The sequence below is a fragment of the Mycobacterium sp. KBS0706 genome, from assembly GCF_005938675.2.
Taxonomy (GTDB): Bacteria; Pseudomonadota; Alphaproteobacteria; order DSM-16000; family Inquilinaceae; genus Inquilinus.
This window is the reverse complement of the sequence record NZ_VCCH02000107.1, coordinates 1-24,563: the sequence shown is the minus strand read 5'-3', so window position 1 is coordinate 24,563 and position 24,563 is coordinate 1. Positions and strand designations below refer to the sequence as shown.

The 24,563-nt window shown below is 71.5% G+C and carries 22 protein-coding genes and 2 pseudogenes; 10 read left to right on the top strand and 14 right to left on the bottom strand.

The genetic code is table 11. From position 1 onward, the window contains the following. Positions 1-2,382 (bottom strand): response regulator (locus FFK22_RS35225; protein ID WP_186002835.1); only part of this gene is annotated, 2,382 nt, incomplete at its 3' end. 186 nt (positions 2,383-2,568) lie between these two features. Between FFK22_RS35225 and ade the strand changes: the two genes are divergently transcribed. Then, complete coding sequence (ade, locus tag FFK22_RS35220; protein ID WP_138885748.1) at positions 2,569-4,275, top strand: adenine deaminase; 1,707 nt, start codon at positions 2,569-2,571, stop codon at positions 4,273-4,275. Here ade and FFK22_RS35215 read toward each other — a convergent pair. Both FFK22_RS35215 and FFK22_RS35210 read right to left on the bottom strand, forming a co-directional pair. Beyond that, positions 4,272-4,595, bottom strand: coding sequence for a cupin domain-containing protein (locus tag FFK22_RS35215; protein ID WP_138885747.1), 324 nt, complete (start codon positions 4,593-4,595; stop codon positions 4,272-4,274). The two genes, ade and FFK22_RS35215, sit on opposite strands and share 4 nt — an antisense overlap. Continuing rightward, complete coding sequence (locus FFK22_RS35210) at positions 4,592-5,734, bottom strand: DUF3095 domain-containing protein (protein ID WP_138885746.1); 1,143 nt, start codon at positions 5,732-5,734, stop codon at positions 4,592-4,594. The genes FFK22_RS35215 and FFK22_RS35210 overlap by 4 nt, the downstream gene beginning before the upstream one ends. Before the next feature lie 84 nt (positions 5,735-5,818). Here FFK22_RS35210 and FFK22_RS35205 point away from each other — a divergent pair, with 84 nt between their 5' ends. Genes FFK22_RS35205 through FFK22_RS35195 form a run of 3 tightly spaced genes read left to right on the top strand, consistent with a single transcriptional unit; the run spans position 5,819 to position 6,908 of the window. Then, on the top strand, positions 5,819-6,235 hold the full coding sequence (locus FFK22_RS35205) for a secondary thiamine-phosphate synthase enzyme YjbQ (protein ID WP_138885745.1): 417 nt from the start codon (positions 5,819-5,821) through the stop codon (positions 6,233-6,235). Positions 6,236-6,294: 59 nt separating this feature from the next. Continuing rightward, positions 6,295-6,522 (top strand): type II toxin-antitoxin system Phd/YefM family antitoxin, encoded by a 228-nt coding sequence (locus tag FFK22_RS35200; protein WP_138885744.1) that lies wholly within the window; start codon positions 6,295-6,297, stop codon positions 6,520-6,522. Next, positions 6,522-6,908, top strand: coding sequence for a type II toxin-antitoxin system VapC family toxin (locus FFK22_RS35195; protein WP_138885743.1), 387 nt, complete (start codon positions 6,522-6,524; stop codon positions 6,906-6,908). Before FFK22_RS35200 ends, FFK22_RS35195 begins: the two co-directional genes overlap by 1 nt. A gap of 12 nt (positions 6,909-6,920) precedes the next feature. On the opposite strand, the gene FFK22_RS44585 is transcribed toward FFK22_RS35195, so the two are convergent. The 7 genes and pseudogenes from FFK22_RS44585 to FFK22_RS35165 all read right to left on the bottom strand — a co-directional run bounded on the left by FFK22_RS44585 (position 6,921) and on the right by FFK22_RS35165 (position 12,318). After that, complete coding sequence (locus tag FFK22_RS44585) at positions 6,921-7,274, bottom strand: aminotransferase class V-fold PLP-dependent enzyme (RefSeq protein ID WP_306770221.1); 354 nt, start codon at positions 7,272-7,274, stop codon at positions 6,921-6,923. Between the two features lie 94 nt (positions 7,275-7,368). Next, positions 7,369-7,998, bottom strand: a pseudogene (locus FFK22_RS44580) (aminotransferase class V-fold PLP-dependent enzyme); the annotation flags it as partial. A gap of 104 nt (positions 7,999-8,102) precedes the next feature. Beyond that, the gene (glk, locus tag FFK22_RS35185; RefSeq protein WP_138885742.1) at positions 8,103-9,053 is read right to left on the bottom strand and encodes a glucokinase; all 951 of its coding nucleotides are present in this window, start codon (positions 9,051-9,053) and stop codon (positions 8,103-8,105) included. Positions 9,054-9,525: 472 nt separating this feature from the next. After that, complete coding sequence (locus tag FFK22_RS35180) at positions 9,526-10,071, bottom strand: polymer-forming cytoskeletal protein (RefSeq protein ID WP_138885741.1); 546 nt, start codon at positions 10,069-10,071, stop codon at positions 9,526-9,528. 272 nt (positions 10,072-10,343) lie between these two features. Then, entirely contained in the window at positions 10,344-11,036 is a 693-nt protein-coding gene (locus tag FFK22_RS35175) for an EI24 domain-containing protein (protein ID WP_138885740.1), read from the bottom strand. Between the two features lie 62 nt (positions 11,037-11,098). Beyond that, positions 11,099-11,536 (bottom strand): GFA family protein, encoded by a 438-nt coding sequence (locus FFK22_RS35170; RefSeq protein ID WP_138885739.1) that lies wholly within the window; start codon positions 11,534-11,536, stop codon positions 11,099-11,101. An 83-nt stretch (positions 11,537-11,619) separates the two neighbouring features. Further along, the gene (locus tag FFK22_RS35165; RefSeq protein WP_138885738.1) at positions 11,620-12,318 is read right to left on the bottom strand and encodes a helix-turn-helix transcriptional regulator; all 699 of its coding nucleotides are present in this window, start codon (positions 12,316-12,318) and stop codon (positions 11,620-11,622) included. 83 nt (positions 12,319-12,401) lie between these two features. On the opposite strand from FFK22_RS35165, the gene FFK22_RS35160 reads away from it, so the two are divergent. Continuing rightward, complete coding sequence (locus FFK22_RS35160) at positions 12,402-13,151, top strand: DUF6058 family natural product biosynthesis protein (protein WP_138885737.1); 750 nt, start codon at positions 12,402-12,404, stop codon at positions 13,149-13,151. 54 nt (positions 13,152-13,205) lie between these two features. After that, positions 13,206-14,195 (top strand): adenosine kinase, encoded by a 990-nt coding sequence (locus FFK22_RS35155; protein ID WP_138885736.1) that lies wholly within the window; start codon positions 13,206-13,208, stop codon positions 14,193-14,195. Between the two features lie 91 nt (positions 14,196-14,286). Here the strand turns inward: FFK22_RS35155 and FFK22_RS35150 are convergent, their stop codons facing one another. Then, complete coding sequence (locus FFK22_RS35150; RefSeq protein WP_221939088.1) at positions 14,287-15,579, bottom strand: class I SAM-dependent RNA methyltransferase; 1,293 nt, start codon at positions 15,577-15,579, stop codon at positions 14,287-14,289. 141 nt (positions 15,580-15,720) lie between these two features. Between FFK22_RS35150 and FFK22_RS35145 the strand changes: the two genes are divergently transcribed. Together FFK22_RS35145 and FFK22_RS35140 are read left to right on the top strand one after the other, a co-directional pair. Further along, positions 15,721-16,320, top strand: a complete 600-nt coding sequence (locus FFK22_RS35145) for a YIP1 family protein (protein ID WP_138885735.1) — start codon at positions 15,721-15,723, stop codon at positions 16,318-16,320. Positions 16,321-16,324: 4 nt separating this feature from the next. Next, a complete protein-coding gene (locus tag FFK22_RS35140) occupies positions 16,325-17,068 on the top strand; it encodes an SOS response-associated peptidase (RefSeq protein WP_138885734.1) in 744 nt (247 codons plus the stop codon). Here FFK22_RS35140 and FFK22_RS35135 read toward each other — a convergent pair. Genes FFK22_RS35135 through FFK22_RS35125 form a run of 3 tightly spaced genes read right to left on the bottom strand, consistent with a single transcriptional unit; the run spans position 16,993 to position 21,829 of the window. Further along, on the bottom strand, positions 16,993-18,519 hold the full coding sequence (locus FFK22_RS35135; protein WP_138885733.1) for a GH3 auxin-responsive promoter family protein: 1,527 nt from the start codon (positions 18,517-18,519) through the stop codon (positions 16,993-16,995). The genes FFK22_RS35140 and FFK22_RS35135 overlap by 76 nt on opposite strands. Beyond that, complete coding sequence (locus FFK22_RS35130; protein WP_138885732.1) at positions 18,516-20,765, bottom strand: penicillin acylase family protein; 2,250 nt, start codon at positions 20,763-20,765, stop codon at positions 18,516-18,518. The genes FFK22_RS35135 and FFK22_RS35130 overlap by 4 nt, the downstream gene beginning before the upstream one ends. Next, positions 20,765-21,829: a dienelactone hydrolase family protein gene (locus tag FFK22_RS35125; RefSeq protein WP_221939087.1), complete on the bottom strand. Its 1,065-nt coding sequence runs from the start codon at positions 21,827-21,829 to the stop codon at positions 20,765-20,767. The genes FFK22_RS35130 and FFK22_RS35125 overlap by 1 nt, the downstream gene beginning before the upstream one ends. A gap of 184 nt (positions 21,830-22,013) precedes the next feature. On the opposite strand from FFK22_RS35125, the gene FFK22_RS35120 reads away from it, so the two are divergent. Both FFK22_RS35120 and FFK22_RS35115 read left to right on the top strand, forming a co-directional pair. Beyond that, complete coding sequence (locus FFK22_RS35120) at positions 22,014-23,855, top strand: calcium-binding protein (protein ID WP_306770220.1); 1,842 nt, start codon at positions 22,014-22,016, stop codon at positions 23,853-23,855. A gap of 226 nt (positions 23,856-24,081) precedes the next feature. Beyond that, positions 24,082-24,492: pseudogene (locus tag FFK22_RS35115) on the top strand (MucR family transcriptional regulator); the annotation flags it as partial. Between the last annotated feature and the right edge of the window lie 71 nt (positions 24,493-24,563).

Below are 24,563 nucleotides of genomic sequence, written 5' to 3'. Positions count from 1 at the left end.
GGTGGCGCTGGAATCCTGGGCCGAGAAGATCAGCACCGGCTCCCGCGGCGTGCGGGCGTTGATCGTCTCCAAGAGGTCGAGGCCGGAACCGTCCGGCAGCCCGACGTCGATGATCACCAGGTCGAAGCGCCGCTGCGTCAACTTCTGTCGGCCTTCCTGCAACGACCGCGCCGGCACGATCTCGGCCTCGTCGCGGATGATGGCGCCGACCACCTCGATCACGTCGTCGTCGTCCTCGACATGCAGGATGCAGGCCCGGCCGTTGCGGCTGCGCAGCCCGGCCTGGCGCAGCGCCGCGCGCAGCCGCAGCTGCTCGATCGGTTTGTCCAGCCAGTCGACGATGTTGACCGCGTCGCCGTTCAGCTCGCGCTTGCCGTCCTGGGCGGTGGCGGAGACGACGACGATCGGCAGGTCCGCCGTGGCCGGATCGGCGCGCAGCTGGCGGATCAGGGTGATGCCGTCCATGCCCGGCAGCAGCAGGTCGACGGTCATCGCGTCGTATCGGCCGGTGCGCGCCTTCTCCAGCGCCGTCTCGGCATCGCGGGCTATGTCGACGCGCCAGCCATCCTGCTCGATCATCAGGCCCAGCAGGGTCGCCACATCCGGATCGTCCTCGCAGATCAGCACCTGCCGCCGGGCTTCGCCGGGGACCGCCATGGTTTCCGGCGCCTCGGCCAGCAGCGGCAGGGTGAACCAGAAGCAGGTGCCGCCGCCCTCCGCCGGCTCGAAGCCGATGCGGCCGCCATGGCGCTCGACGATGGCCTTGGCGATCGACAGGCCGAGGCCGGTGCCGCCCTTGCGCCGCACGTCGCTGGCATCGGCCTGGGCGAAGCGCTGGAAGATCCGGCTGCGGAATTCCTCCGGAATGCCGGCGCCCCGATCCCGCACGCTGATCCGGGCTAGGCGGCCCACCGTCTCGACCGCCACCTCGACCGTGCTGCCGGCGGGCGAGAATTTGGCGGCGTTGGACAGCAGGTTGGTCAGCACCTGGATCAGCCGGTCGGCGTCGCCCTGCACCGGCAGCGGCGTGCCCGGCTGCGCGGTGATCCGATACTCGACCTCATGCTGCACCGCATAGGCCTGGTTGGCCTCGACAGCCTGCTCGACCAGCGTCCCGGCCTCCAGCCGGTCGTGCCGGAACTCCATCCGCCCCGATTCGATCTTCTCGATGTCGAGGATGTCGTTGACCAGTCCGACCAGCCGCTCGCTGTTCTTGTGCGCGATCTCCAGCAGCGACCTGGCCTTGTCCGGCAGCGCCCCCGCCGCCCCGGCCGCGATCAGGCCCAGCGAGCCGCGGATCGAGGTCAGCGGCGTGCGCAGCTCGTGGCTCACGGTCGACACGAACTCGTTCTTCAGCTGGTCCAGCCGGTGCCGCTCGGTCATGTCGCGCAGGATGCAGACCGAGACGGTGCGGCCGTCGCGCTCGAACGTGCCGGTCGAGATCTCGGCCGGGAAGACGCTGCCGTCGCGCCGCGTCACCGTGACCTCCCCGCTCGGCTGGGCGCCGCCGGCCAGGGCCGGCGCCAGCTCGGAGATGTCGGTGCCGACGAGTTCGCCCGCGACGACCCCGAAGGCTTCGCCGCAGGCGCGGTTGGCCAGCTCGACCACGCCGTCCCGGCCGACCACCAGGATCGGATCGCGGGCGCTGTCCAGCACGGCCTGCAGCTGCGCCCGGCTCTCGGCCAGCGCCCGTGCGGCGGCATCGCTCTCCAGCTTGGCCCGCTCCAGCTCGCGGTAGCGCTGCAGGTCGGTGCGCACCTGGCGCGACATCGCCCAGGCCGCCAGCAGGCCGCACAGGGCCGCCAGCGCGGCCACCCCGGCCAGCAGCCAGATGATCCGTTGCAGCGTCGCCTCGGTGGCGTCCTGGCGCTGCGCCAGCAGCGTCTTCTCGACGGACACCGCCTCATCGATCTTGGCCCGGAAAGCCGGCCCCTGGTCGGCGGTCTCCCGGACGAGGGCGCGGGCGCCGTCGAGATCGCCGCGCCGGACCGCGGCGATGATCCGGTCGTTGGTGACCAGGATCTGCTCGGAGATATCCGTCGCCTGATCGAAGCGGCGGACCTGCTCCGGGTTGTCGACGGCCAGCTCGCGCAGATCCAGCAGCCCGTCTGTGGCCAGCCGGGCGCTGTCCTCCGCGAGCGCCGCATCCCGGGGGTTGCCGGTGATGACGAAGCCGCGGGTGGAGCTCTGGGACCGCGACAGGTTCAGCCGCGCCTCATAGATGGTGTTGATCACCTCATTGGTGTGATCGACCCAGGCCTGCGTGCGGGTGTTGTCGGCCAGGAACTGCTTGCCGAGCCAGCCGGCCGTGCCGAAGAACAGCAGGAAGCCGAGAATCGCGAGCAGGACGATCGAACGGACCGAGCCCAGAAACCTCTCCATTCGCCATGCGTCTCCCGATCGTCCCCCGGGGCCATCGGCCTCCTGATCAGGTGATAGTCGAAACCGGCGACGGTGTCGCCTTCGGGTGGAAGATATGAATAATTCATATAAAATCCTATCTATTTGCGAAGCGGACACGACCTGCCTCGATCCTGCTACGCTGCGACTCTGACGGAAGAGGACGGCATGAGTGGCACGGCGGATCTGAGGCGGCGAATCGACCAGGCGCTGGGCCATGCGCCCGCCGATCTGGTGATCAAGGGCGCGCGCACCCTCGACGTGATCAGCGGTGCGCTGCTGCAGGGCGACGTGGCGGTCTGCGGCGACCGCATCGTCGGTACCTGCGACGACTATGCGGGCGCGGTGGAGATCGACGGCCGCGGCAAGGTCGTGGTGCCCGGCTTCATCGACACCCATGTGCATTGCGAATCGACCCTGGTGACGCCGGCGGAGTTCGATCGCTGCGTGCTGCCGCGCGGCACCACCACCGCGATCTGTGACCCGCACGAGATCTGCAACGTGCTGGGCGAGGCCGGGCTGCGCTATTTCCTCGACGGCGCCCTCGGCACGGCGATGGACCTGCGGGTCCAGCTCTCCTCCTGCGTGCCGGCGACGGAGCTCGAAACGGCGGGCGCCCGGCTCGACGCCGCCGACCTCGTGCGTCACCGCGGCCATCCCAAGGTGATCGGCCTGGCCGAGTTCATGAACTTCCCCGGCCTGCTGGCCAAGGACGAGGTGGTGCTGGAGAAGCTGGCCGCCTTCCAGGACGGCCATATCGACGGCCATTCGCCGTTGCTGCGCGGCAAGCCGCTGAACGCCTATCTCGCCTGCGGCATCCGCAACTGCCACGAGACGACGGGGCCGGAGGAGGCGCTGGAGAAGCTGCGCAAGGGCATGCAGATCCTGATCCGCGACGGCTCGGTCAGCAAGGACGTGCACGCTTTGGCGCCGATCATCTCGGCCGAGACCTCGCCGCTGCTGGGCCTGTGCACCGATGACCGCAACCCGCTCGACATCGCCGAGGAAGGGCATCTCGACCACCTGATCCGGTCGGCGATCCGCCGCGGCGCGCCGATGGCGCATGTCTACCGCGCCGCCACCTGGTCGGCCGCCCAGGGGTTCGGCCTGCGCGACCGCGGCCTGGTCGCGCCAGGCCGCCGCGCCGACCTGGTGCTGCTGGACGATCTCGAGACCTGCGCAGTCTCACAGGTGATTAGCGCCGGGCGGGTCGTCCGGCCGGAGATCTTCGCGGGTCGCGCGGCGCCGGCGCCGGTCGGCCTCGGCTCGGTCAGGCTCGACCCGGTGGCGGTGGAGGATTTCCGGGCCCCGACCAGCGGCCCGACCGGCCCGGTGATCGGGCTGATCCCGGGCAAGATCATCACCGACGCGCTGACCGCCACCTTGCCCTGGCGCGACGGCTGCCGCCAACCCGATCCGGACCAGGACATCCTCAAAATCTGCGTCTTCGCGCGGCACGGGGTGAACCGCAATGTCGGCCGCGCCTTCGTCAGGGGCTTCGGCTTCCGCGGCGGCGCCCTGGCCTCTTCGGTCGGGCATGACAGCCACAACATCTGCGTGGTCGGCGACAACGACGCCGACATGGCCGTCGCGGTGAACCGGCTGATCGAGCTGCAGGGCGGCTTCGTCGCCGTTCGCAACGGGCAGGTGGCCGGCGAGATCGCCCTGCCTTTGGCCGGGCTGATGAGCCTGCAGCCCTTCGAGCGGGTGGCGGAGAATCTGCGGGCGCTGCGCCGGGCGGTGAAGGCGATGGGCTGCCCGCTGCCGGAGCCCTTCATCCAGTTGGCCTTCCTGCCGCTGCCGGTGATCCCGCACCTCAAGATCACCGACCGGGGCCTCGTCGATGTCGACCGGTTCGAGTTGATCGCGGCTTAGCCGTGATGCAGCGCCAGCCAGACCGTCGGCTGGTCCGGGTCGGTCCGGGCGACGCGGTGGCGGGCATGGGCCGGGATGTGCACCCAGTCGCCGGGGCGCAGGGTGCGGGGCGCCGGCTCGCCCTCGAGCTCCAGCACGGCGGAGCCGCGCAGCAGCAGCACCCATTCCGCCCGCTCCTGGTCGTACCAGAAGCCGGGCGGGCTGGCCTGGCCGGTGGAGACGATGCGCTCCAGCACGAAGCCGGCGGCCTGCAGCAGGGTCGTAAACTGCTCCTCCGCCGCGTCCCGCGGCAGGGCATCGAACAGGTTGCCGGCCTTCACGAGAGCTTCAGCCGGGAGGCGGCGGCGGCATAGCCGCCGGCGGCGCCGTCGACGAAATGGACATGGTCGCTGCGCAGCGGCGACGGCGTGAAGCAGGTGACGATCGCGGACTCCTGGCGGTGCAGGCCGAAGCGGGCGATGCCGGCCTGCTCGGCGGCCAGCAGGCGCGCCTCCAGCCGGTCGGCCAGGGCCGGGGTGCAGTCCAGCGTCATGCGCAACCCATCATCGTATTTGCGGTAATCGGCATTGGCGACCATCTCGCGCATGTAGCGCCCGGGCTGGAAGCCGCCGAGCGGAATGCCGAAGCGGAACAATGTCCAGCCGGCCAGGCTGTGCAGCCCCAGCGCCAGCTTGCGCAGCAGCAGCGGCTGGCCGGCGCCGCGCGACGCCCGCGCCTCGACATCCAGCCCGGGCGGCGGCCAGACCAGGCCGCGCGCGAGATCGATCATCGGGTGCTCGGCCTCGCTCTCGCGCCCGGTCATGCGCAGGATGTCGCCGACCAGCTCGCGGAAGCCGGCCTCGCTCTCGGCCACCGCCGGGGCGGCGATCAGCGACACCACCACGCCGTGCCGGGCCGGGAACTCCTGCCAGCGGCAGGACAGGCCGGACAGGTCCGGGCGGGTGCCGGCCGGCGCCGGCTCGACTGCGAAGGCGCCGGCCTTCAGCTCGCGTTCGGCCCAGGCCAGGCCGCCGCCCATGAACATGGCATAGGCGACGTTCGGCGACGGGGCATAGCGGGCGACGCGGATGTCCCAACCGGCGTCACGGATCGCCGTTACCGGCACCAGCCCGACCCGCAGGGTCAGGCCCAGCTCGTCGCGCACCCAGGCGGCGGTGGCGGCCAGGGCGGCGCGGCCGGTGCCGGCATCGCCGGGCGGCAGGGCGAAGCTGGCGCCGTCGCCGCCGAAGGCGAAGGGGAAGTCGCGCTGGGCCAGGGCGTTGGACACGGCCGCGATCAGGGCCGCACCCGCCACGTTCACGCTCTTGTATTGCCCGGCCCGGATCGCGGCGGTGGAGGCGACGACGTCGGACAGGCCGATCACCCAGTCCTCCGGCAGCGGCCGGTACAGCGAGGCATCGGTCAGCCGGGCAAAGCCGTCGAACACCGGCACCTGGGGGTAGAAGTCGTCCTCGGACATGGGCATATTCTCGCCGATCGGGCGGGGATCCGCCATCCCGTCGCTGCCGTTGATCCGGGACACCGCTCGACGCATGGTGGGCCGATGCAGCAGTTCCTCCACACCCTCCAGGTGACCACCCGTGGCAAGGGGCTGGTCGAGATCACGCCGCAGCTCCGGCCCTGGGTCGAGGCGCAGCGGATCGCGACCGGCCTGCTGACCGTGTTCTGCCGGCACACCTCGGCCTCGCTACTGATCCAGGAGAATGCCGATCCGGACGTCCGGGCGGACCTCGAAGCCTATTTCGAGCGGATCGCGCCCGAGAGCGACTTCTACATCCACGATGCCGAGGGTCCGGACGACATGCCGGCGCATCTCCGCACGGCGCTGACCCAGGTGCAGCTCTCGATCCCGGTCGCCTCCGGCCGGCTGGTGCTCGGCACCTGGCAGGGCATCTACCTATTCGAGCACCGAAGCCGGCCGCACCGGCGCGAGATCGTACTGCATCTGCTGGGGGAGTAGCTGCTGACGGCAAGCTCTCCATGAGTTATAGTTAGCTAATCGGGCTAAGGAGAGCCGTCATGATCCGGGTGAACATGCACGAGGCGAAGAGCAACCTGTCGGCGCTGGCGGAAAGAGCGCGGGCCGGCGAACGGGTCGTGATCGCGCGCGCGGGCGAGCCATGGGTCGAACTGGTGCCCTACATCGGCGCACGCCGCCAGCCGGGCGGCTATGAGGGACAGATCGTCATCGCACCGGATTTCGATGCTCCGAATGAGGAGATCGCCGACCTCTTCGAAGGCAAGTGATGCGTGCAGTCCTGCTCGACACACACGCCTTCCTGTGGTGGCTCGCGAACGATCCTGCCTTGGGGCCTTCGGCGCGGGAGATTATCGCCGAGCCGCGGAACCGGGTCTTCGTCAGTGCCGCGACGGGTTGGGAGATCGCCGTCAAGCAACAGCTCGGCAAGCTGACGGCGCCAGCCGACATCGAGACCGTGGTGGAGCAGAAGGGGTTCGCCAAGCTGCCGATCTCGTTCTTCCACGGCCAACAGGCGGGAGCGCTGCCGCTGCACCATCGCGATCCCTTCGATCGCATGCTGATCGCTCAGGCCCAGGCGGAAGGGCTGGAACTGATGACGGCCGACCCAGCGTTTCGGGCCTATGCGGTTCGTCTCATCGAAGCCGGCGCCTGACCGCCGCCAGAGTCAGCCTGTCGCGACCGCCGCCACGAACCGGTCGATCTCGGCCTCGCTGTTGTAGTAGTGCGGCGAGGCCCGCAGCATCGCGTCGAGGCCGCGGTCGGTCATGTCGAACATGGTCGAGCGGCGGCGGGTGACGCTGGTGTTGATGCCGGCCTCGCGCAGCCGCCGCTGCAGGGCATCGGCCGGCTCGTCCGCCCTGGTGAAGCTGACGATCGCCGAGCGCTCGGCGCCCTTGTCGCGCAGGGTGACGCCGGGCAGGGCCGACAGCCCGTCGCGCAGCCGCCCCGCCAGGGCCCGCGCCCGGTCGCGGATGGCGTCGAGGCCGAGGGCGAGGGCGTAGTCGACCGCGGCGCCCATGGCCGAGGATGCCGGTGAAGTTGCGCTCGAAATTCTCGAAGCGGCGGGCATCCGGGCGCACCACGTAGCGGTCGGGCGCCACCATCTCCGCCGCATAAAGGTCGAGGAAGGGCGGGTCGATCCGGTCGAGCATCGAGCGGCGGACATAGAGGAAGCCGACCGCGCGCGGCCCGCGCAGGAATTTGCGGGCCGTGGCCGACAGCATGTCGCAGCCAATGGCCTCGACATCGACCGGCATCTGGCCGACCGACTGGCAGGCATCCAGCAAATAAGGAATGCTATGCGCGCGTGCGATCTGGCCGATCGCCGCAGCTGGATTCACCAGCCCGCCATTGGTCGGGATGTGACTGACGGCGATCAGCCGCACCGGGCCGCGGTCGGTCGCCGTCACCGCCCGCTCCAGCGCCGCGACGTCGAGCTGGCCGGTGGCGTCGTCGGGCACGACCTCGACCACCGCGCCGGTCCGCCGCGCCACCTGCAGGTAGGAGATGGTGTTGGAGGCGTATTCGGCCTTGGCGGTCAGGATCCGGTCGCCCGGCCGGAAGGGCAGGCCGTAGAACACCATGTCCCAGGCGCGAGTGGCGTTCTCCATCATCGCGATCTCGTCGGGCTCGGCGCCGATCAGCCGGACGATCGAGACATAGGCGGCCTCCAGCCGCGGCTCGGCCTCGGCTGCGGCGGCATAGCCGCCGATCTCCGCCTCGAGCCGCAGATGGTCCAGCATCGCATCCAGCACCGGCCGCGGCGGCAGGGCCGAGCCGGCATTGTCGAGATGCAGCACCCGGGCGCTGCCCGGCGTGTCGGCACGCAGCCGGTCGAGGTCCAGCATCAGGTCAGCCCGAGCACCGAGCGCAGCCCGAGGAAGGCCGGCAGCGGGTGGGTGACGAGAGAGGTCGGGATGCCGACGACGAAGCTGCGCATCCGGCCCTTGGCCTCGAAGCGCTGGCGAAACAGTTCGCCGTCGAACAGGGCCCCGAGCTTCGGCACGATGCCGCCGGCGATGTAGACGCCGCCGCGCGACCCCAGCGTCAGCGCCAGGTTGCCGGCGACGGTGCCGAGCATCGAGGCGAACATCGCCACCGCCTCGGCGCAATGCGGGTCGCCGGTCTTGGCCCCCTCGGTGACGGCGGCGGCGTCGCGCTGCACCGGGTCGATCCCGTCCAGCTGCGACAGTGTCTCGTACAGGTTGACCAGCCCCATGCCGGACAGCACCCGCTCGGCCGAGACATGCTGGTGGCGGTGGCGCAGCCGGTCCAGCACCGCCGCCTCGCGCTCGGTCGCCGCCGCCATGGTGACATGCCCGCCCTCGCCGGCCAGCGCGGCCCAGCGCCCGCCGCTCGGCACCAGGCCGGAGACGCCGAGGCCGGTGCCGGGGCCGAGCACGCCGATCGGCTCGTTGGCCACCGGCGCGCCGCCGCCGATCGGGGCGCGGTCGCCCTCCTCGAGATAGGGCACGGCCAGAGCGACGGCGGTAAAGTCGTTGATCACCTCCAGCCGCTCCAGCCCCAGATCCTGCTTCAGCGCCGAGATCGAGAACGACCAGGCGGCGTTGGTCAGGGTCACCTGGTCGCCGGTGACCGGGCTGGCCACGTCGATCGCCGCCTGGGTGGGCGGGGCCGCCGGCTTGACCATGTCGAGATAGGCGTGGGCGGCGTCGGCCAGGGTCGGGTAGTCCGCCCCGTGCAAAATCTTGGTGTCGCGCGTCCCGCCGGAATCGGCCAGGGCGAAGCGGGCGTTGGTGCCGCCGAGATCGGCGATGAGGGCGAGAGGCTCAGACATGGCAGGCCGGCTGTATCGGGTCGGCCATGCTTCCCTCATGCTGCGGCCGGGGGCAAGCCCGAAGCGTCAGGGCGCGAGTCGGGGCGTATCGTCGGGTCGGAACCGGCGCGCGAGTGTGCATCGCAGCACAAACTTGATGCTAATTGCACATATCTTAGGCATGAGTGTCTTCTAAGTGGCTGTTCCACAAGAGGAATTCATTTTCCTCTTGATTTGTCCGGCGAACTGCCTAAATTGTGCATTGCGACATGCAGCGATGCTGCTGTCGTAACGCACTTCTTGGGCGTTTCCTCCCTAAACTCGGGCCGCAGTTCGCTGCGGCCCTTTTTCTTGCGCGCCGGCCGAAACGCGCCGGCACCCGTGTCGGCCACCGCCGCCCAGTCCGGATCCGGGCCTCGATGCCCCGAGTCGTCCCGGACAGCGAACGGCCGGGTCGCCCCGGCCGTTCGCATTCGCAATATGCCGATCGAGCTCAGGCGTGGCTGCCGGCCTCGGCCTTGTCGTCGAACAGCGGGGTCGGCGCGGGCTGCGGGGCGGCGGCCGTCGCAGCCGGGGTCGTCGCCGCCGCATCGCCGCCCAGCGGCTGAAGCGTGCCGATCAGCTTGCCGCCGGTCTCGACCTGCAGCTCGCCATATTTGACGGTGCCGGTGACGACGCCGCTGGCGCGCAGGCGCAGCAGGCCGGAGACCGACAGGTCGCCCTCGAAGCGGCCGGCGATGTCGCCGTCCTGGATCTCGGCCGACCCCTTGAACACGCCCTGCTCGGCGATCTCGATGGTCTGGCAGTCCTTGATCTTGGCCTCGATCCGGCCCTCGACCACCAGGTGGTCGCAGGCGGTGATCTCGCCGGCCAGCGAGATCTCGCTGCCGACGATCAGCTTGCGCGGCGACTCGCGGCCGCTCGGGCCTGCGGACTCCGCCGGGCGGCGGACGCCGCCGATCGCCCCGGTGCCGGGGAGGTCGACCCGGCGCGGCAGCTCGGTCTTGTAGCCGGTGACGGGCTTGGGGGTGGACGACATGGGCTCTCCTTGAGGCGCGGTCGGGGCGGTGGGCCGGACTAAGGACGTGTCCGTGGCGGCGGATTGGCCTGGCCGCTCGGCGCCGCCATCTGATCCTCCGCCAGCGGGGTTGCGTCGACGAAACACGCGGGTGTCCCCCTGCTTGTATGGTTCCGATGCCCCATCGGCGATGGGGTCGGGACTGTAGCTGGATGCTTATCCGCCGATCAACCCGTGGCGGTCAGCGCCGTTCCCCGCACAGGAACAATTCTGCCGCAATTCGGTCAAATGAATTATCCGGCGATCCGCGCCGCCGGGGCCCGGCCGGCGGCGGCGCGGTGGAAGACATGGGTCATGAAGGCGGCGCCCAGCACCGGCACCACCAGGTTGACCGCCGGGATCAGCAGGATCGCGGCCAGCACGAGCCCGGCGACGATGAAGCGGCCCTGGCGCTCGCGCCACAGCGCCCGCGCCGCCGCGGGCTCGAAGCGGCGCGCCGCCACCAGCTCGAAATATTCACGGCCCAGCAGGTAGCCGTTGACCAGCCAGAACACCAGCAGGTTGACGCCCGGCACCACCAGCACGATGCCGACCGCGACCAGGTTGAACGCCACCAGGGCGAAGAAGAACCGGGCGGACCCCCACACGATCTCGCCGATCCGCTGCCGCCGCGGCGGCGGCAGGGCGGGATAGTGCCGGGCCTCCACGGCCTGGGCGACATCGTCGAGGAACAGCCCGGCCACCAGGCCGACGATGGCGGGGAACAGCAGGATGCCGAGCGCCAGCACGGCGACGCCGCCCAGCACGTCGAGCGTGGTGTCGACCCAGGACCAGTTGGCGATGTGGACGAAGGACAGGCCCCAGCCGGCGAGGGCCGGCAGGGTCAGCACCAGGGCGATGGTGGCGGCGAAGCTGACCCACAGCACCCGCCGGATCGCCGGATCGGACGTGATCTGCTGCAGGGCAAGGCGGAGGGCGTTCGGCATCGGGATTCGGCAATTGGTGTCGCGGCCGTTCACCTGGGGCGGCGAGGCACGCCGCGCAAGGGCTACTCGTCCTCCGCCATCGGGCCGCCCTCGCCGGCGGTGGCGCGGTAGCGCGGCAGGCCGTCGGCGAGGCGGATCCAGGGCAGCTTCTCGCCGACATAGACATGCCCCCGCGGCGGCAGCGCGCCGGGATCGTCGAGCGTCGTCACCAGCAGATGCACCTCGTCCGGCCAGCGCGCGCCCTCATAGGCCAGCGGCGTGCCGCAGCGGCCGCAGAAGAAGCGCTCGGCGCCCGGCGAGGAGCGGAAGCGCCGTGGCGCCTCGCCGCTCCAGATGACCCGGCCGCGCTCGAAACCGGCATAGACGGAGTAGGGGGCGCCGGTGGCGTGCCGGCAGTCGCGGCAATGGCAGCCCGCCGTCCAACGCGGCGCGCCCACTGCGGCGTAGCGCACGGCGCCGCAGCCGCATCCTCCGGCCAGAGGCTTGGCGTTCTCCGACATCGGCAATTCCTTCGACGAGACGGCGACACCCCTGTTGTACAGCGGTGGGCGACAATGCGTCTTTGCGGATCCTGCGCCGAGGCTCAGGCGGCAGTGGCCTCCGCCAGCACCTCCGGCCCGAAAATCCGGGCCAGTGCGGCGCGGCCGTCCTCGGTCAGGGCCACGGCGCGGCTGTCGCGGTCGCGTCGGATCCAGCCGCGGTCGACGAAGCGATCCGCGATGGCGGCGCCCAGCGCGCCGGCCAGATGCGGCCGGCGCTCGCTCCAGTCGATGCAGTGCCGGGCGAAGGACCGGCGGCCGTCCCGCAGCGCCGCCGCGTCGATGCCCAGCGTCGCCAGCCAGGCCGTTCCGGCCTCGGTCAGGGCGAAGGCATCGTCGCCCCGTGCCAGCACGCCCTGCGCCACCATCGCATCGGTCACCGCCACGCCCAGCCGGCCAGCCAGGTGGTCGTAGCACATCCGCCCGTCGCGCAGCGGCGCCGGCACCCGCGACCGCTCGACCGCCGGGGCCCAGGCGACCGTCATCATCTTCTCCAGGAGGCCGCCGATCTCCGGCCCCGACAGCCGGTAGTAGCGATGCCGTCCCATGCGCTCGACCGCGACCAGCCCGGCCTCGGTCAGCTTGGCCAGATGGCTCGAGGCGGTCTGCGGCGTGACCCGGGCGCGAAACGCCAGCTCGCCCGCCGGCAGCGCCTCGCCGCCGAACAGGGCCGACAGGATCAGCGCCCGGCTGGGATCGCCGATCAGCGACGATAAGCTTGCGAGATCAAGACCTTCCTTCATACTTCGATGGTGATCGATTTGTCTCCGCTGGTCAAGGGCCGGGCGCGGATGTGGAGTGGGGCGACCATCCTGGAGGACCGACCATGACCGACGCCTTCGCGATTCTGGACTATGTCCGCCGCCATTGCCTGACGCCGCCGGCGCTGGCGCAGGCCGCGGGGCTGACCGAGGACCGGCTGCGCGCGCTGATCGCCGCCCGCTGCCTGCCGGGGCCGACCTACGCGCTCGACCCGTCCCTGACGGCGCGCAGCGCCATCCGCAGCGAGGCGCTGGCGCCGCAGCCGGAGGAGTGGTTCGGCGCCGCAGTGCTGCCCTGGGCTTGCCGCGCCGCCGAGTCGACGCTGCCGCTGCCCGCGCTGGCGGACCGGCTGCGGCAGGATTTTGCCGCCGATTTCCGCCAGGCCCTGCTCGCCTCCGAAGGCCGGGTCCATGGCTGGACCGAGCTGTTCGATGGCGCCGGCGCGATCGACGAGGCCGCCTTTGCCAAGGCCCTCGACGAGATCTGGGAAAGCTGGCTCGGCGCCGTCTACGGCATCTGTCTGCGCCGCTTCGACGGCCATCACCTGGTGACCAAGCTGGTCGAGCGCAGCCGCATCCGTGCCCTGACGGAGGAGGGGGCCAAGCCGGCCCTGACCGCGGCCGAGGCGGCGGTGGTCACGGCGGCGATGGCCCGGCTCGACGCCGTGATCACGCCCTTTGCCCCGCATGAGCGGCCGCATGGCACGCCAGGGCTGTGGATCGACCGGATCGCGGAGCGCTACGGCCTGCCCCATCCGTCGGCACCGAGCCGCGACTCGGCGGCGCCGGTTGACTCGGCAGCGGCCGCAGCCTAGAGGGTCAGGGACCCCTTGCGGGTCGCATCCCTGGCCGCAATTTCAGCGAGACCCATGAGCGCCCGCTACGACGCCACCTGCATCGGCAACGCCATCGTCGATGTCATCACCAAGAACGACGAAGCCTTCATCGCCCGGCACGGCCTGGTGAAGGGGGCGATGACGTTGATCGACGCGGAACGGGCCGAGGCGCTCTACGCCGCCATGGGGCCGGGGCTCGAGGCCTCGGGCGGCTCCGCCGGCAACACCGCGGCGGGGCTGGCCTCGCTGGGCGGCAAGGCCGCCTTCATCGGCAAGGTGACGGGCGACCAGCTCGGCGCCGTCTACCGCCACGACATCCGCGCGGTCGGCGTCGACTTCGATTCGAAGCCGCTCGACCCCGCGGTGCCGGGCACGCCGCCGACGGCGCGCAGCCTGATCATCGTCACGCCGGACGCGCAGCGGACGATGAACACCTATCTCGGCGCCTGCGTCGAGCTGACGCCCGACGATGTCGACGAAGCGGTGATCTCCGGCTCGCAGGTGACCTATCTCGAAGGCTATCTGTGGGACCGGCCGACGGCGAAGGAGGCTTTTATCAAGGCCGCCAGGGTCGCCCACGCCGCCGGCCGCAAGGTGTCGCTGACCCTGTCCGACAGCTTCTGCGTCGAACGGCACCGCGACAGCTTCCTGTCGCTGATCGAAGGCCATGTCGACGTGCTGTTCGCCAATGAGGCGGAGATCAAGGCGCTGTACCAGGTCGACGATTTCGACGCCGCCGTCGCCGCGGTGCGCGGCCGCTGCGAGGTCGCGGCGATCACCCGCAGCGAGAAGGGCTCGGTGATCGTGACCGACGGCGGGACCGTTGTGGTCGAGGCGGCGCCGCTGAGCCAGCTGGTCGACACCACCGGCGCCGGTGACCTCTACGCCTCCGGCTTCCTCTACGGCTTCACCCGCGGTCTCGGCCTGGCCGAGAGCGGCCGGATCGGCAGCATCGCCGCCGCCGAGGTGATCAGCCATGTCGGCCCGCGCCCGCTGGTGCCGCTGCGCAGCCTGATCGGCTGAGGTACTCCCCGACGCTGTCCCATTTTTACTGTCATGCCCGGGCTTGACCCGGCAATGACAAGCAAGGGGAAGGTTCGTCGCTCTACACCGTCTACCGTCGGAACACCGCCACCGCCTCCAGATGCGGCGACCACAGGAACTGGTCGACCGGCGTCGCCCGCTCCAGCCGGTAGCCGCCATCGACCAGGGTCCGGGCGTCGCGCGCCAGGCTGGACGGGTTGCAGGACACAGCGACCACCACCGGCACGGCCGACGCTGCGAGGGCCTCGGCCTGGTCGCGGGCGCCGGCCCGCGGCGGATCGAACACCACGGCGTCGAAGCCCCGCAGCTCCGCCGCCGTCAGCGGCTGGCGGAACAGGTCGCGGCGCTGCGCCGTGATCCGCTCGCCCCGGCCGCCACGCCGGGCGGCGGTTGCCAGCGCCTCGACCGAGGCGCCTTCGCCGTCGATCGCGGTCACCTGGGCGCCGCGCGCCATGGGCAGGGCGAAGGTGCCGGCGCCGCAGAACAGATCGGCGACCCGCTTCGCCGGACCGACGGCCTCGCGCACCAGCCGGGTCAGCGCGGCTTCGCCCTCGGCGCTGGCCTGCAGGAAGCCGCCGGGCGGCACCGCCACGGGCACCTCGTCGAAATGCACCACCCCGGCCCGGCGATGCGCCACCGGGTCGGTAAAGCCGCCGGGGCCGCGCCAGGACAGCCGCGCCAGGTCCTGCGCCGCGGCGAAGTCGGCCAGCTTTTCTCGTCGCTGCAGGTCCAGGCTCGCCTCGGCCACGACCACCAGGTCGATGCCGTCGTCCAGCAGGGTGACGGCGAGGTCGGCGCCGCCATTCTCCGGCAGGATCGCGGCCAGCACCGCGCGCAGCGGCGGCAGCAAGGCCGTGATCTCCGGCCGCAGCACCACGCAGTCGGTCAGGTCGACGATGCGGCTCGACCCTGCCTCGTTGAAGCCCAGGAACACGCCGGACCGGCCGTGCCTTGCCGCCAGGCTGGCGCGGCGGCGGCTGCGCGGCGGGGTCTCGACCAGCGCCGCCACCTCGGTCTCCAGCCCGGCGCGAGCCAGGGCGCCGGCCAGCAGGCCGCGCTTCCACTCGGTGTAGACCGGGGGCGCCAAGTGCTGCACCTGGCAGCCGCCGCAAGGGCCGAAATGCGGACAGGGCGGCTCGCGGTGATTCGGGCCGGGCTGCACCAGTTCGATGAACTCGCCGCGATAGGCCTGGCCGTCCGGCCGGCCCAGCCGGGCGCGCACCCGGTCGCCCGGCGCGGCGAAGGGCACGTAGACGCGCAGGTCGTCGACCGTGCCGATGCCGTCGCCGCCGCCACCCAGGCGCTCGACCACCAGCTCGATCTCTCGCCGCGACCCGGGGGCCGCGGGCTTGCTCCGTCGCATCTGCCGCTTCATCGTGGCAGGCATGGCATGCGCGGCCCGGCCTTGCAAGGCGCGGGGTTGCATGCGCTCCGGGGGCAGGGCCATATCCCCTCCCATAGGGGGACGGTCCTGCGGGACCGCGACGACGCGCAGGAGACGGTTTTGGATCTCGCCGCTGTGGTGGGCCGCGTGCGCGGCATGCTGTTCGAGCCCGACGCCACGCTGGCCGCGCACGGGGTGCCGGCGCCCGGCTGGCGCATGGTGGTGCGCGAGCATGCGTTGCCGGTGCTGGTCCTGACCTCGATCGGCGCCTTCCTGCTGCTGGCGCTGCTGCTCTCGGTCTCCGACGTCGAGACGCCGATCGGCCTGCTGGTGCTGATCCTGGCCGGGCGGGTGGTGGCAAATCTGGCGAGCCTGTTCGTCATGGCCGCCGTGGTCCGCTTCTATGCCGGGATGTTCGGCGCCGCCGCCAGTTTCGATGCCGCCTTCGTTCTGGTGGCGCTGGCGATGACTCCGGTCTATGTCGCCGAGATGCTGGGGCCCGGCGTGCAACTGCTGTTGTCCGGCGCGGCCGCGATGCTGCTGGCTCTGTTGGCCTTCGGCTACGCCCTGACGATCTTCTACCGCGGCAGCGGTCTGGTGCTGCGCGTGCCGCAGGAGCAGCGCGGCGCCCATTTCGGCCTGACCCTCGTGACGCTGGTGGTGCTGATGCTGTTGCTGGGGCTGCTGCTCGGGCCCTTCATCCTGCCGATGCCGGCCTGAGACCATGTGCGGACGATTCGTCCAGAAGCTGCCGCCGGAGGAACTGGCCACGATCGCCGTCGCCGAAGGTCCGGTCCCGAACATCCCGGCCCGCCACAACGCGGCGCCGACCCAGGATCTCGCGGTGGTCCGGTTCAACCCCAGGACCGGGCGGCGGGCGATCGACCTGCTGCGCTGGGGCCTGGTGCCGAGCTGGGAAAAGGATCTGAAGGGCGGCGCCAAGCTGATCAACGCCCGATCCGAAACCCTGGCCGAGCGGCGCAGCTTCGCCAAGGCGTTCCAGGCCCGGCGTTGCCTGGTCCCGGCCGACGGCTTCTACGAATGGGCGCCGGACCGGACGCCGCATTTCGTCCGCCGCCTGGACGGCCGGCCGATGCTCTTCGCCGGGCTGTGGGAGGGCTGGAAGGACCCGCAGTCCCAGGAGTGGGTGCGGACCTTCACCATCGTCACCGCCGACGCGGTCGAGCGGCTGCGGCCGATCCACCACCGCATGCCGGTGATGCTGGAGCCGGAGCAATGGCCGGCCTGGCTCGGCGAGACCGCGGCGTCGCCGGCGCAGCTGCAGATGCTGCTGGCGCCGCCCGCCGACCTGCCGGTCGAGGCCTATCCGGTCTCGGTCCGGGTCAACGCCGTGCGCAACGACGATCCGACCCTGATGGACCGGGCGGGACCTCATGAGCCGGCCATGAACGCCGACAGCTCAGCCGCAAGCCCGGGATCGGCGACCAGCCGCGGCACCTTGTTCTGACCGCCGAGGCGGCCGCGGGACTTCATCCAGGCGGCGAAGCGGCCGGGCGGCACGGCCACCACCTCCGGCGGCCCCATGCCGGTGCCGCCGGCGCGATGGGCGGCGTAGTCGTCGTTGAGCTCCGACAGCCGGGCATCGAGCGTGGCGGCGAAGCGGGCGGAAGCGGCCTCGCCGGGCCTCTCGGCGAATTCGACGAACCAGCGGTGGCGGCCGACCGGCGCGGCCTCGTCCGGGAACACCGCCATTACCGCGAAATCGGCGATGTCGGCGCCGATCATGGCCGCGGCATCGGCAATGGCGCGTTCGACCTCCTCGGCGATCAGGTGTTCGCCGAAGGCCGACAGGCCGTAGCTGGTGCGGCCGGTGATCAGCACGCGCGGCGGGTCACGGCCGACCAGGCGCACCGTGTCGCCCAGCACATAGGCCCACAGGCCGGCGCAGCTGGTCACCACCAACGCATAGTTCACCCCAGGCTCGACGTCGCCGATCCAGCGCCGGGCGGGGGCGGGCGAGCCGAGCTCCTCGACCGGCACGAACTCCAGGAACAGGCCGTGGTCGAGGCTCAGGCGAAGCCCCTCCCCCACGCCGCCGTCCTGCAGCGCGATGAAGCCTTCGCTGGCGGCATAGGCCTCGCGGATTTCCGCGGCGGTGCCGGCGATCAACCGCTCCAGCCGCGGCCGGTACGGCGCCAGCGCGACGCCGCCGGGCACCAGCAGGTCGAGCGATGGATAGGGCGGGTCCGGCGCGTCGCCGCGGGCCCGGCGCAGCTCCCGCACCCGCTCCAGCAGAGGCAGCAGCCAGCTGGTGGTGCCGGAGACGCTGCGGACCGGCAGCTCCAGCGACCCGCGGGCGATGCGGTCCAGCTTCTCCTCCCAGTCGGTCAGCAACGCCAGCTCCGGCCCCGGGAAGACGAAGGGCCGGGCCCAGGGCGGCAGGGTGCGGGCGGCGATGCCGCTGAGGTCGCCGCTGAAGATGCCGGGGGCGTGCTCGGTCAGCGTCGTGCTGCCGCCCAGCATCAGGCTGCGGCCGCCGAACATCCGGCTGCCCGGCCGGGCGCCCAGGTGCCAGGCGGCCAAGTCGAAGGCGGCGCGGGTGTTGGACCGGCGCATCGCGTCGCTGACCGGCACGTATTTGCTGGTGCCGCTGGTGGTGCCGGAGGACAGGGCGAAGTATGGGATGCGGCCGGGCCAGGACAAATCCTGCAGCACCGGGAAGGCCGGCTGCCAATAGTCGCGCCACATCTGCTCGTAGCGGCGCAGCGGCACGGCGGTCTGGAAGGCGGCAACGTCGGCGATGCGGTCGAAGCGGTGTTCGCGGCCGAAGCGGGTGCCGGCCGCGCGGCGCAGCAGCCGCAGCAGCGTGCGGCGCTGGCTCTCCACCGGGTCCAGCCGCTGCAACCGCCGGCGCCGCAGCGCCGCCGCCAGCCGGAAGGCCGGGGTGGCGTCGATCATCGCGGCGACAGGCGGACGAGGGTCGGGAACTCCCGCGCCACCGTCTCCGGCCGCAGCGGCAGGCGGATCGACCGGCGCTCGCGCCACAGCGGGATCTGGTCGGTCAGGCCTTCGCTGCCCAGCCAGCCATCCTGGCCGCCGAACAGCGTGACCCAGCTGGCGTCGGGATCGGACATGTCGGCGACATGCCGGGCCATCGAGCCGTAGGTGGCGTTGTGCCGGCCGCGCACCAGCCCATGCGCCGTCTTCATCGGCGTCTCGCGCGACCCGCCGGTCGGGTAGTCGCCGAACACGAAGAAGCGGCCCAGCACCGGCAGGGCGGCCAGGATGTGGGCCACCCGCATCCGGTGCATCTCGCCCCAGCTCGGAATCGGGGCGGCGTCGATCGCGGCCAGCCCGACCGCCTCGGCCAGCACCTGCCGGCGCCGGTCCGGCGCCAGCGCCCCCAGGTCGTCGGCCAGGAAGGCGGTGATCGCGTTCCACTGCGCCATCAGCCGCGGCATGGCGTCATGCGAGTCAGCGCCGTAGACCCGCGGCACCAGATGGTGCAGCAGCGCCTCGAACGCCGGGGCGCCGGCCGATCCGGCGGCATAGTCGCCGTCCCAGCCGGCCAGCCGGTCGAGGAAGCCGGCCTGGTCGCCGATCCCGGCGGCGCAGATCGCCTCGACCAGCCGCCTGGCCAGGGCGCCTGAGTCCGGCGACACGGTGTCGGCCTGCAGCGCCGCCAGGTCTTCCGGGATCAGCCGCTCCTTGGACCGCAGCAGGGCGTAGAGGCGCCGCACCCGCTCGTCGGCGGAGAAGAAGAAGCCGACCGGCAGGGTGGTGTCGGTCGGCCGGTTGTTGGCGGTGGCCAGCAACCCTTCCAGCGGGTCGGCGGTCCAGGGCAGGGCCGGGGCGTCGACCAGCCCCTGCCAATGCGTGTCCGGGTCGCCGGCATCCAGCACCGGGTCCGGCGGCGGGAAGCGGGTGCGCACCGGCAGGGTCGCGGCCATGATCTGGCCGATCCGCCCGTCCGCCCCCGCGACCAGCATGTTCTGGGCCGAGACGCCGAAGCCGGCGAAGGCGGCGCGGAACTCCTCCGGCGTGGTGGCGCGGCTGGCGCGCAGCAGGGCGGTGACCTCGTCGGTCGGCTCATGCCCGATCCAGCGCAGGGCGATGGTGTCGCCCGGCCGGCTCCGCGCCACCTTGGCGTCGCTGACGATCGGGCCGAAGCGGCTGCGCCGGATCTTGCGCCGCGCCGATCGCCAGAACCGGGTGCGGATCACCGTTTCGCGGGTTTCGATCTCCTCTGGTGGCAATGCGCTGACGTTGTAGAGATCGCTCGACGCCGCCCGCATGTTGGTGCCGCCCCAGGCCAGGTGCAGGCTGCGGCCGACCGCGACGAAGGGCATGCCCGGAACCATCAGCCCGGCCATGCGGTAGCCGGGCGAGCGCATGCCGGCGACCAGCCAAAGGTTCGGCAGCGACAGCGACAGATGCGGGTCGCTGGCGATCATCGCCCCGCCGGTGGCGCTGCGCGTGGCGGCCACGGCGACGCTGTTGCTGCCGGTGCGGCCGGTCGCGGTCAGCAGCGTGGCCAGCGCCGCCTGCTGGCCGTCGGAGGCGAAGCTGGTGACGGCGTTGGCGCCGGCCTTCAGGGTGCGGGCCCAGGCCTCGGCGAAGCCGGGCGTGCCGCGTTCGCGCAGCAGGCCGAAATAGGCCAACCAGTTGATGTCGCTGCCGGCCAGCCGGCCGATCGACCACATGTCGCGCAGCGTATAGGGCTCGTGCCGCAGCCCCAGCAGGGCGAACTCCGGCGGCGGCGCCCGCTCCAGCGCGTGATAGGCGTTGACGCCGGTGACGAAAGCCTCGGCGAAGGCGCGGCTGTCCGCCGGCATGCGGTCGATCACCGCGTCGGCGGCGTGGCCGTAGTCGAGGATGCGCAGGGCGTGGTCGATGTCGCGCGCCACCGGCCCGGCGATCTCCGACAGCCGGCCCTGCGCCACCCGCTTCATCAGCGCGATCTGGCCGCCGCGCAGATGGGCGTGGACCAGCCCCAGCGCCACCGCCAGGTCGCCGTCGGTCTCGGCCTCGACGAAGGGGATCTGGTGTGCGTTCCAGCGGATGTCGACCGGGCGCGACAGCGGCAGGCGGCTGGTCGGGAACGCGGCCAGCCGCTCCGCCGCCGTCACCGGCCGTGGCGCCAAGGCGCGCAGGGCCGGTACCAGCGGGGCCAGGACGGCGATCAGTCGATGGAGAGCGGACATCAGCTGGGTTCGGCCAGCCCGAAGGCGGCCGACAGGAAGGCGGCCACGTCGCGGTCCGACCGGGCCCGCACGGCGTCGTCGCGGCCGATCAGGTAGCCCTCGCTGCCGACGCAGTTGGCCAGGATCAGCTTGCGGGTGAAGCTGCCGCCCATGGCGATGCCGAGATTGCCGTCGCGCACCGTCAGGTCGCGCTCGACCTGGAAGTCGCAATCGTTCAGCAGCCGTCCGATCGGCCGCGGTCCCGGGCGGCTGCCGTCCCACTGGTGCACGGCGCCGGGATAGATGATGGTCTGCACCCGCGATCCGCCCTGGCGCAGCGTCGCCGCGGTCGTCCGGCAGTCGGCCGGGTCCATGATGGCATCGCGGTCGCCCCAGGCCATCAGCACCGGCGCGCCGGTGGTGCGCGGGTCCTCGAAGCCGATGATGCAGGGGCCGTAGAAGGCGACATGGGCGGCGAAACGCGTGTCGCCCAGGTTGTACAGCGCCGCGAACCGGTCGGCGATGGCGGCGTTGGTGGCGACGATGCTGGCCATGGCGCCGTAGGAGAAGCCCCACACCGCCACTCGGCCGCCGTCGATCTCCGGCCGGGCCTTCAGCCAGGCCAGGGTGGCGTAGGCGTCCGCCAGCGCCATGGTTTCGGTGATCCGGATCACCCGGTCGGTGAAGCTGGTGGCGATGTCGCGGCGCGCGCCGAACACGTCGACCACGGCGGCGCCGATGCCCATCGCCGCCAGCTGCCTGGCATAGGTCGGCTCGCGATGCTCGTCGATGCCGGCGGCGCCGTGCAGCAGCACCACGGCCGGCGCCCTGTGCGCCGCATCGGCGCCGGCGGGCGGATAGTAGGTGACGCGCGCCGGTGTCGCCGGGGCGTCGGGTCCGATCTCGGACGGCACGAAGGGGCTGTGGCTCGGCACCGCCACGATTCGCCCGGCGGCGTCGCCGACCGCGGGCCATGGATCGGTGAAGGCCGGCTCTGCCCGGGCCGCGGACAGGCCGGCCAGCAGCAGCACGGCGGCGAGGGCGGCGCTGCGCCGGATGCCTGGGATTCGACCGTGCTGCACCATGGATCGGGTCCTGTCGTGTCGAGCGGGCCGGGACGATCTTAACCGGGTTTCCGGCTGCGGCCAGCCCGGCCGTCCGGGCCATGGCGTCGCAGTCCTGCCGTTCCGGCGGCGACAAGTCTTCGCCCGGCGCCAGCCGTTTTTTGTCATAGAATTGGCTTTGCGTCTTTCAACTGGGAGATTGGGCATGGCCATCTTCTCGGGAACCTCCGGCGACGACCTCATCCTCGGCACGGGCGGCGACGATGTCATTCACGGCCTCGGCGGCGATGACGAGCTCTACGGCCTCGACGGCGCCGACGCGATCTACGGCGACGACGGCAACGACACGCTCTGGGGCGGGGCCGGGGCCGACCTGCTGGTCGGCGGCGCCGGTTTCGACACGGCCAGCTACTGGGGCAGCACGGCGGGCGTGACCGTCACCATAGGCGGCTCCGGATCCGGCGGCGACGCCCAGGGCGACCTGGTGTCTGCCGATGTCGAGAACCTCGAGGGCTCGGCCCTCGCCGACACGCTGACGGGCTCGGCCGGCGACAACTTTATCGATGGCGCCGCCGGCAACGACACCCTCACTGGCATCGACGGCGGCGACAATCTCTACGGTGCCGCGGGCAACGACATCCTCGACGGCGGCACCGGCACCGACTGGCTGATCGGCGGCGACGGGACCGACGACCTCCGCGGCGGCGCGGGCGACGACATCCAATATGGCGGGGCCGGCAGCGACCGGCTGGAAGGCGGCGCCGGCGGCGACCAGCTGTTCGGCGGCGTCCAGGGCGTCACGGCGCCATATTACCTGGCGACCGAGGACGGGGCCCATGACGACCTGCTTGGCGGCGACGGCAACGACAGCATTCAGGCCGGGCATCTGGACAGTGTCGACGGCGGGACCGGGACCGACAGGCTGATGATCGACGAGCGCAACGGCGACCAGGGCGTCACTGCGGCGCTGGTCGGCACCAGCGTCACCATCGGCCTCCTCGGGATCTCGGCGGTCAATGTCGAGACCCTGGCCTATTACGGCGGCTCCGGTGCCGACACCCTCACCGGCGGGGCCGGGAGCGACGACCTCGCCGGTGGCGCCGGCAGCGATATCCTGACCGGGGGCGCGGGCGACGACGTGCTGTCGCCCGGCAACCGGATGTTCGTCGGCGGCAACAACATCGCCGCGGCCGCAGCCTCCCCGGCCGCTGCGAGCCCGGTGGTGGACCACATCGACGGCGGCGCCGGCGTCGACCGGATCTCGATCGACGACAGCGGCGAGACCACGGGGATGACCCTGACCTTCAGCGGCACCTCCGCCACCGGCAGCAACGGCATGACCGCGATCAATGTCGAGAGCCTCGAATATTTCGGCGGATCGGGCGGCGACACCGTCACCGGCAGCGCCAGCACCGACTTCATCAACGGCAATGGCGGCAATGACGTGCTCCGCGGCGGCGCGGGGGGAGACTATCTGAATGGCGGCGAAGGCACCGACACGGCCAGCTACTACACCAGCTCGGTCGGGGTCTCGGCCAGCCTCGCCATCGGCGGTCCCAACACCGGCGGCGACGCCGAGGGCGACGACCTGCAGGACATCGAGAACCTGTCGGGAAGCCAGGGCAATGACAGCCTCACCGGCAATGGCGGGGCCAACGTCCTGCAGGGCTGGAACGGCAACGACGTGCTCACCGGGGCGGCCGGCAAGGACACGCTGACCGGAGGCGCCGGGGCGGACCGTTTCGTCTATGCCGGCGCGGCCGACAGCCCGGTCGGGGCCAATGCCGACCGGATCACCGATTTCACCCACGCCCAGGGCGACCATGTCGATCTGTCGGCGATCGACGCCAACACCGGCGCGGCCAACGACCAGGCCTTCACCTTCATCGGCGCCGGCCTCTACACCAGCGTCGCCGGCCAGTTGCGCTATGCCTCCGACGGCACCGTCACCACCATCGCCGGCGATCTCAATGGCGACGGCGTCTCCGATTTCCACATCCAGCTCACCGGCTCCATCGGCCTCACGGCGGCCGATTTCGTGCTGTGAAACCGGCGCGGCGCCAGGGGCGGCGTGCCGCCGCTTGGCGCCGTGACCCTCGATTTCGTCCCCGTGCTCGGGACTGCGAGGGGCGTTCAACCCTGCATTTTCCCGGCCGAAATCTGCACGTCCAACGAAAGTCTTCGGGCGCCAATCGTCTCGACTTGTACAAATATGTCTGGACCTGTCGCTGGAATGAGATATCTATTTCGAATCCATTCACAGGAGAGACTAGATGGGTGCGGACGTCGCCGATGATTTGAAGCCGACAGATGAGTTGCGCAAACACACCGTTCAGATCGTGGCTGCTCATGTCTCGCACAACAGTGTCGCCCCGAACGACCTGCCGGCGCTGATCGAGCAGGTGTATGGCGCCCTGACCGGACTGGGCAAGCCGTCGACGCCGGCGCCGATCCGGCCGGAACCGGCGGTGCCGGTTCGCAAGTCGGTGACGCCCGACTACATCGTCTGCCTCGAGGACGGCAAGAAGCTGAAGATGCTGAAGCGGCATCTGCAGGCGGCCTACAACATGTCGCCGGACGAGTATCGCGAGCGCTGGGGACTGCCGGCCGACTACCCGATGGTGGCGCCGAACTACGCCAAGCAGCGCAGCACGCTGGCGAAGAGCATCGGCCTCGGCACCCGCCGCGCGGCCGAGCCGCCGCCGCCGCCGCCGGCGCCGGCTGCGAAGTCGGGCCGGGGCCGCAAGGCGGCCGC

What these genes read in the sequence shown, in the direction of transcription:
- FFK22_RS35205 (WP_138885745.1), top strand. Translation starts at nt 5,819, where the DNA reads ATGCAGCAGTTCCTCCACACCCTCCAGGTGACCACCCGTGGCAAGGGG.
- FFK22_RS35200 (WP_138885744.1), top strand. Translation starts at nt 6,295, where the DNA reads ATGATCCGGGTGAACATGCACGAGGCGAAGAGCAACCTGTCGGCGCTG.
- FFK22_RS35150 (WP_221939088.1), bottom strand. Translation starts at nt 15,579, where the DNA reads ATGCGACGGAGCAAGCCCGCGGCCCCCGGGTCGCGGCGAGAGATCGAG.
- ade (WP_138885748.1), top strand. Translation starts at nt 2,569, where the DNA reads ATGAGTGGCACGGCGGATCTGAGGCGGCGAATCGACCAGGCGCTGGGC.
- glk (WP_138885742.1), bottom strand. Translation starts at nt 9,053, where the DNA reads ATGTCTGAGCCTCTCGCCCTCATCGCCGATCTCGGCGGCACCAACGCC.
- FFK22_RS35125 (WP_221939087.1), bottom strand. Translation starts at nt 21,829, where the DNA reads ATGGTGCAGCACGGTCGAATCCCAGGCATCCGGCGCAGCGCCGCCCTC.
- FFK22_RS35165 (WP_138885738.1), bottom strand. Translation starts at nt 12,318, where the DNA reads ATGAAGGAAGGTCTTGATCTCGCAAGCTTATCGTCGCTGATCGGCGAT.
- FFK22_RS35180 (WP_138885741.1), bottom strand. Translation starts at nt 10,071, where the DNA reads ATGTCGTCCACCCCCAAGCCCGTCACCGGCTACAAGACCGAGCTGCCG.
- FFK22_RS35210 (WP_138885746.1), bottom strand. Translation starts at nt 5,734, where the DNA reads ATGTCCGAGGACGACTTCTACCCCCAGGTGCCGGTGTTCGACGGCTTT.
- FFK22_RS35130 (WP_138885732.1), bottom strand. Translation starts at nt 20,765, where the DNA reads ATGTCCGCTCTCCATCGACTGATCGCCGTCCTGGCCCCGCTGGTACCG.
- FFK22_RS35175 (WP_138885740.1), bottom strand. Translation starts at nt 11,036, where the DNA reads ATGCCGAACGCCCTCCGCCTTGCCCTGCAGCAGATCACGTCCGATCCG.
- FFK22_RS44585 (WP_306770221.1), bottom strand. Translation starts at nt 7,274, where the DNA reads ATGGGCGCCGCGGTCGACTACGCCCTCGCCCTCGGCCTCGACGCCATC.
- FFK22_RS35140 (WP_138885734.1), top strand. Translation starts at nt 16,325, where the DNA reads ATGTGCGGACGATTCGTCCAGAAGCTGCCGCCGGAGGAACTGGCCACG.
- FFK22_RS35195 (WP_138885743.1), top strand. Translation starts at nt 6,522, where the DNA reads ATGCGTGCAGTCCTGCTCGACACACACGCCTTCCTGTGGTGGCTCGCG.
- FFK22_RS35135 (WP_138885733.1), bottom strand. Translation starts at nt 18,519, where the DNA reads ATGATCGACGCCACCCCGGCCTTCCGGCTGGCGGCGGCGCTGCGGCGC.
- FFK22_RS35160 (WP_138885737.1), top strand. Translation starts at nt 12,402, where the DNA reads ATGACCGACGCCTTCGCGATTCTGGACTATGTCCGCCGCCATTGCCTG.
- FFK22_RS35170 (WP_138885739.1), bottom strand. Translation starts at nt 11,536, where the DNA reads ATGTCGGAGAACGCCAAGCCTCTGGCCGGAGGATGCGGCTGCGGCGCC.
- FFK22_RS35120 (WP_306770220.1), top strand. Translation starts at nt 22,014, where the DNA reads ATGGCCATCTTCTCGGGAACCTCCGGCGACGACCTCATCCTCGGCACG.
- FFK22_RS35155 (WP_138885736.1), top strand. Translation starts at nt 13,206, where the DNA reads ATGAGCGCCCGCTACGACGCCACCTGCATCGGCAACGCCATCGTCGAT.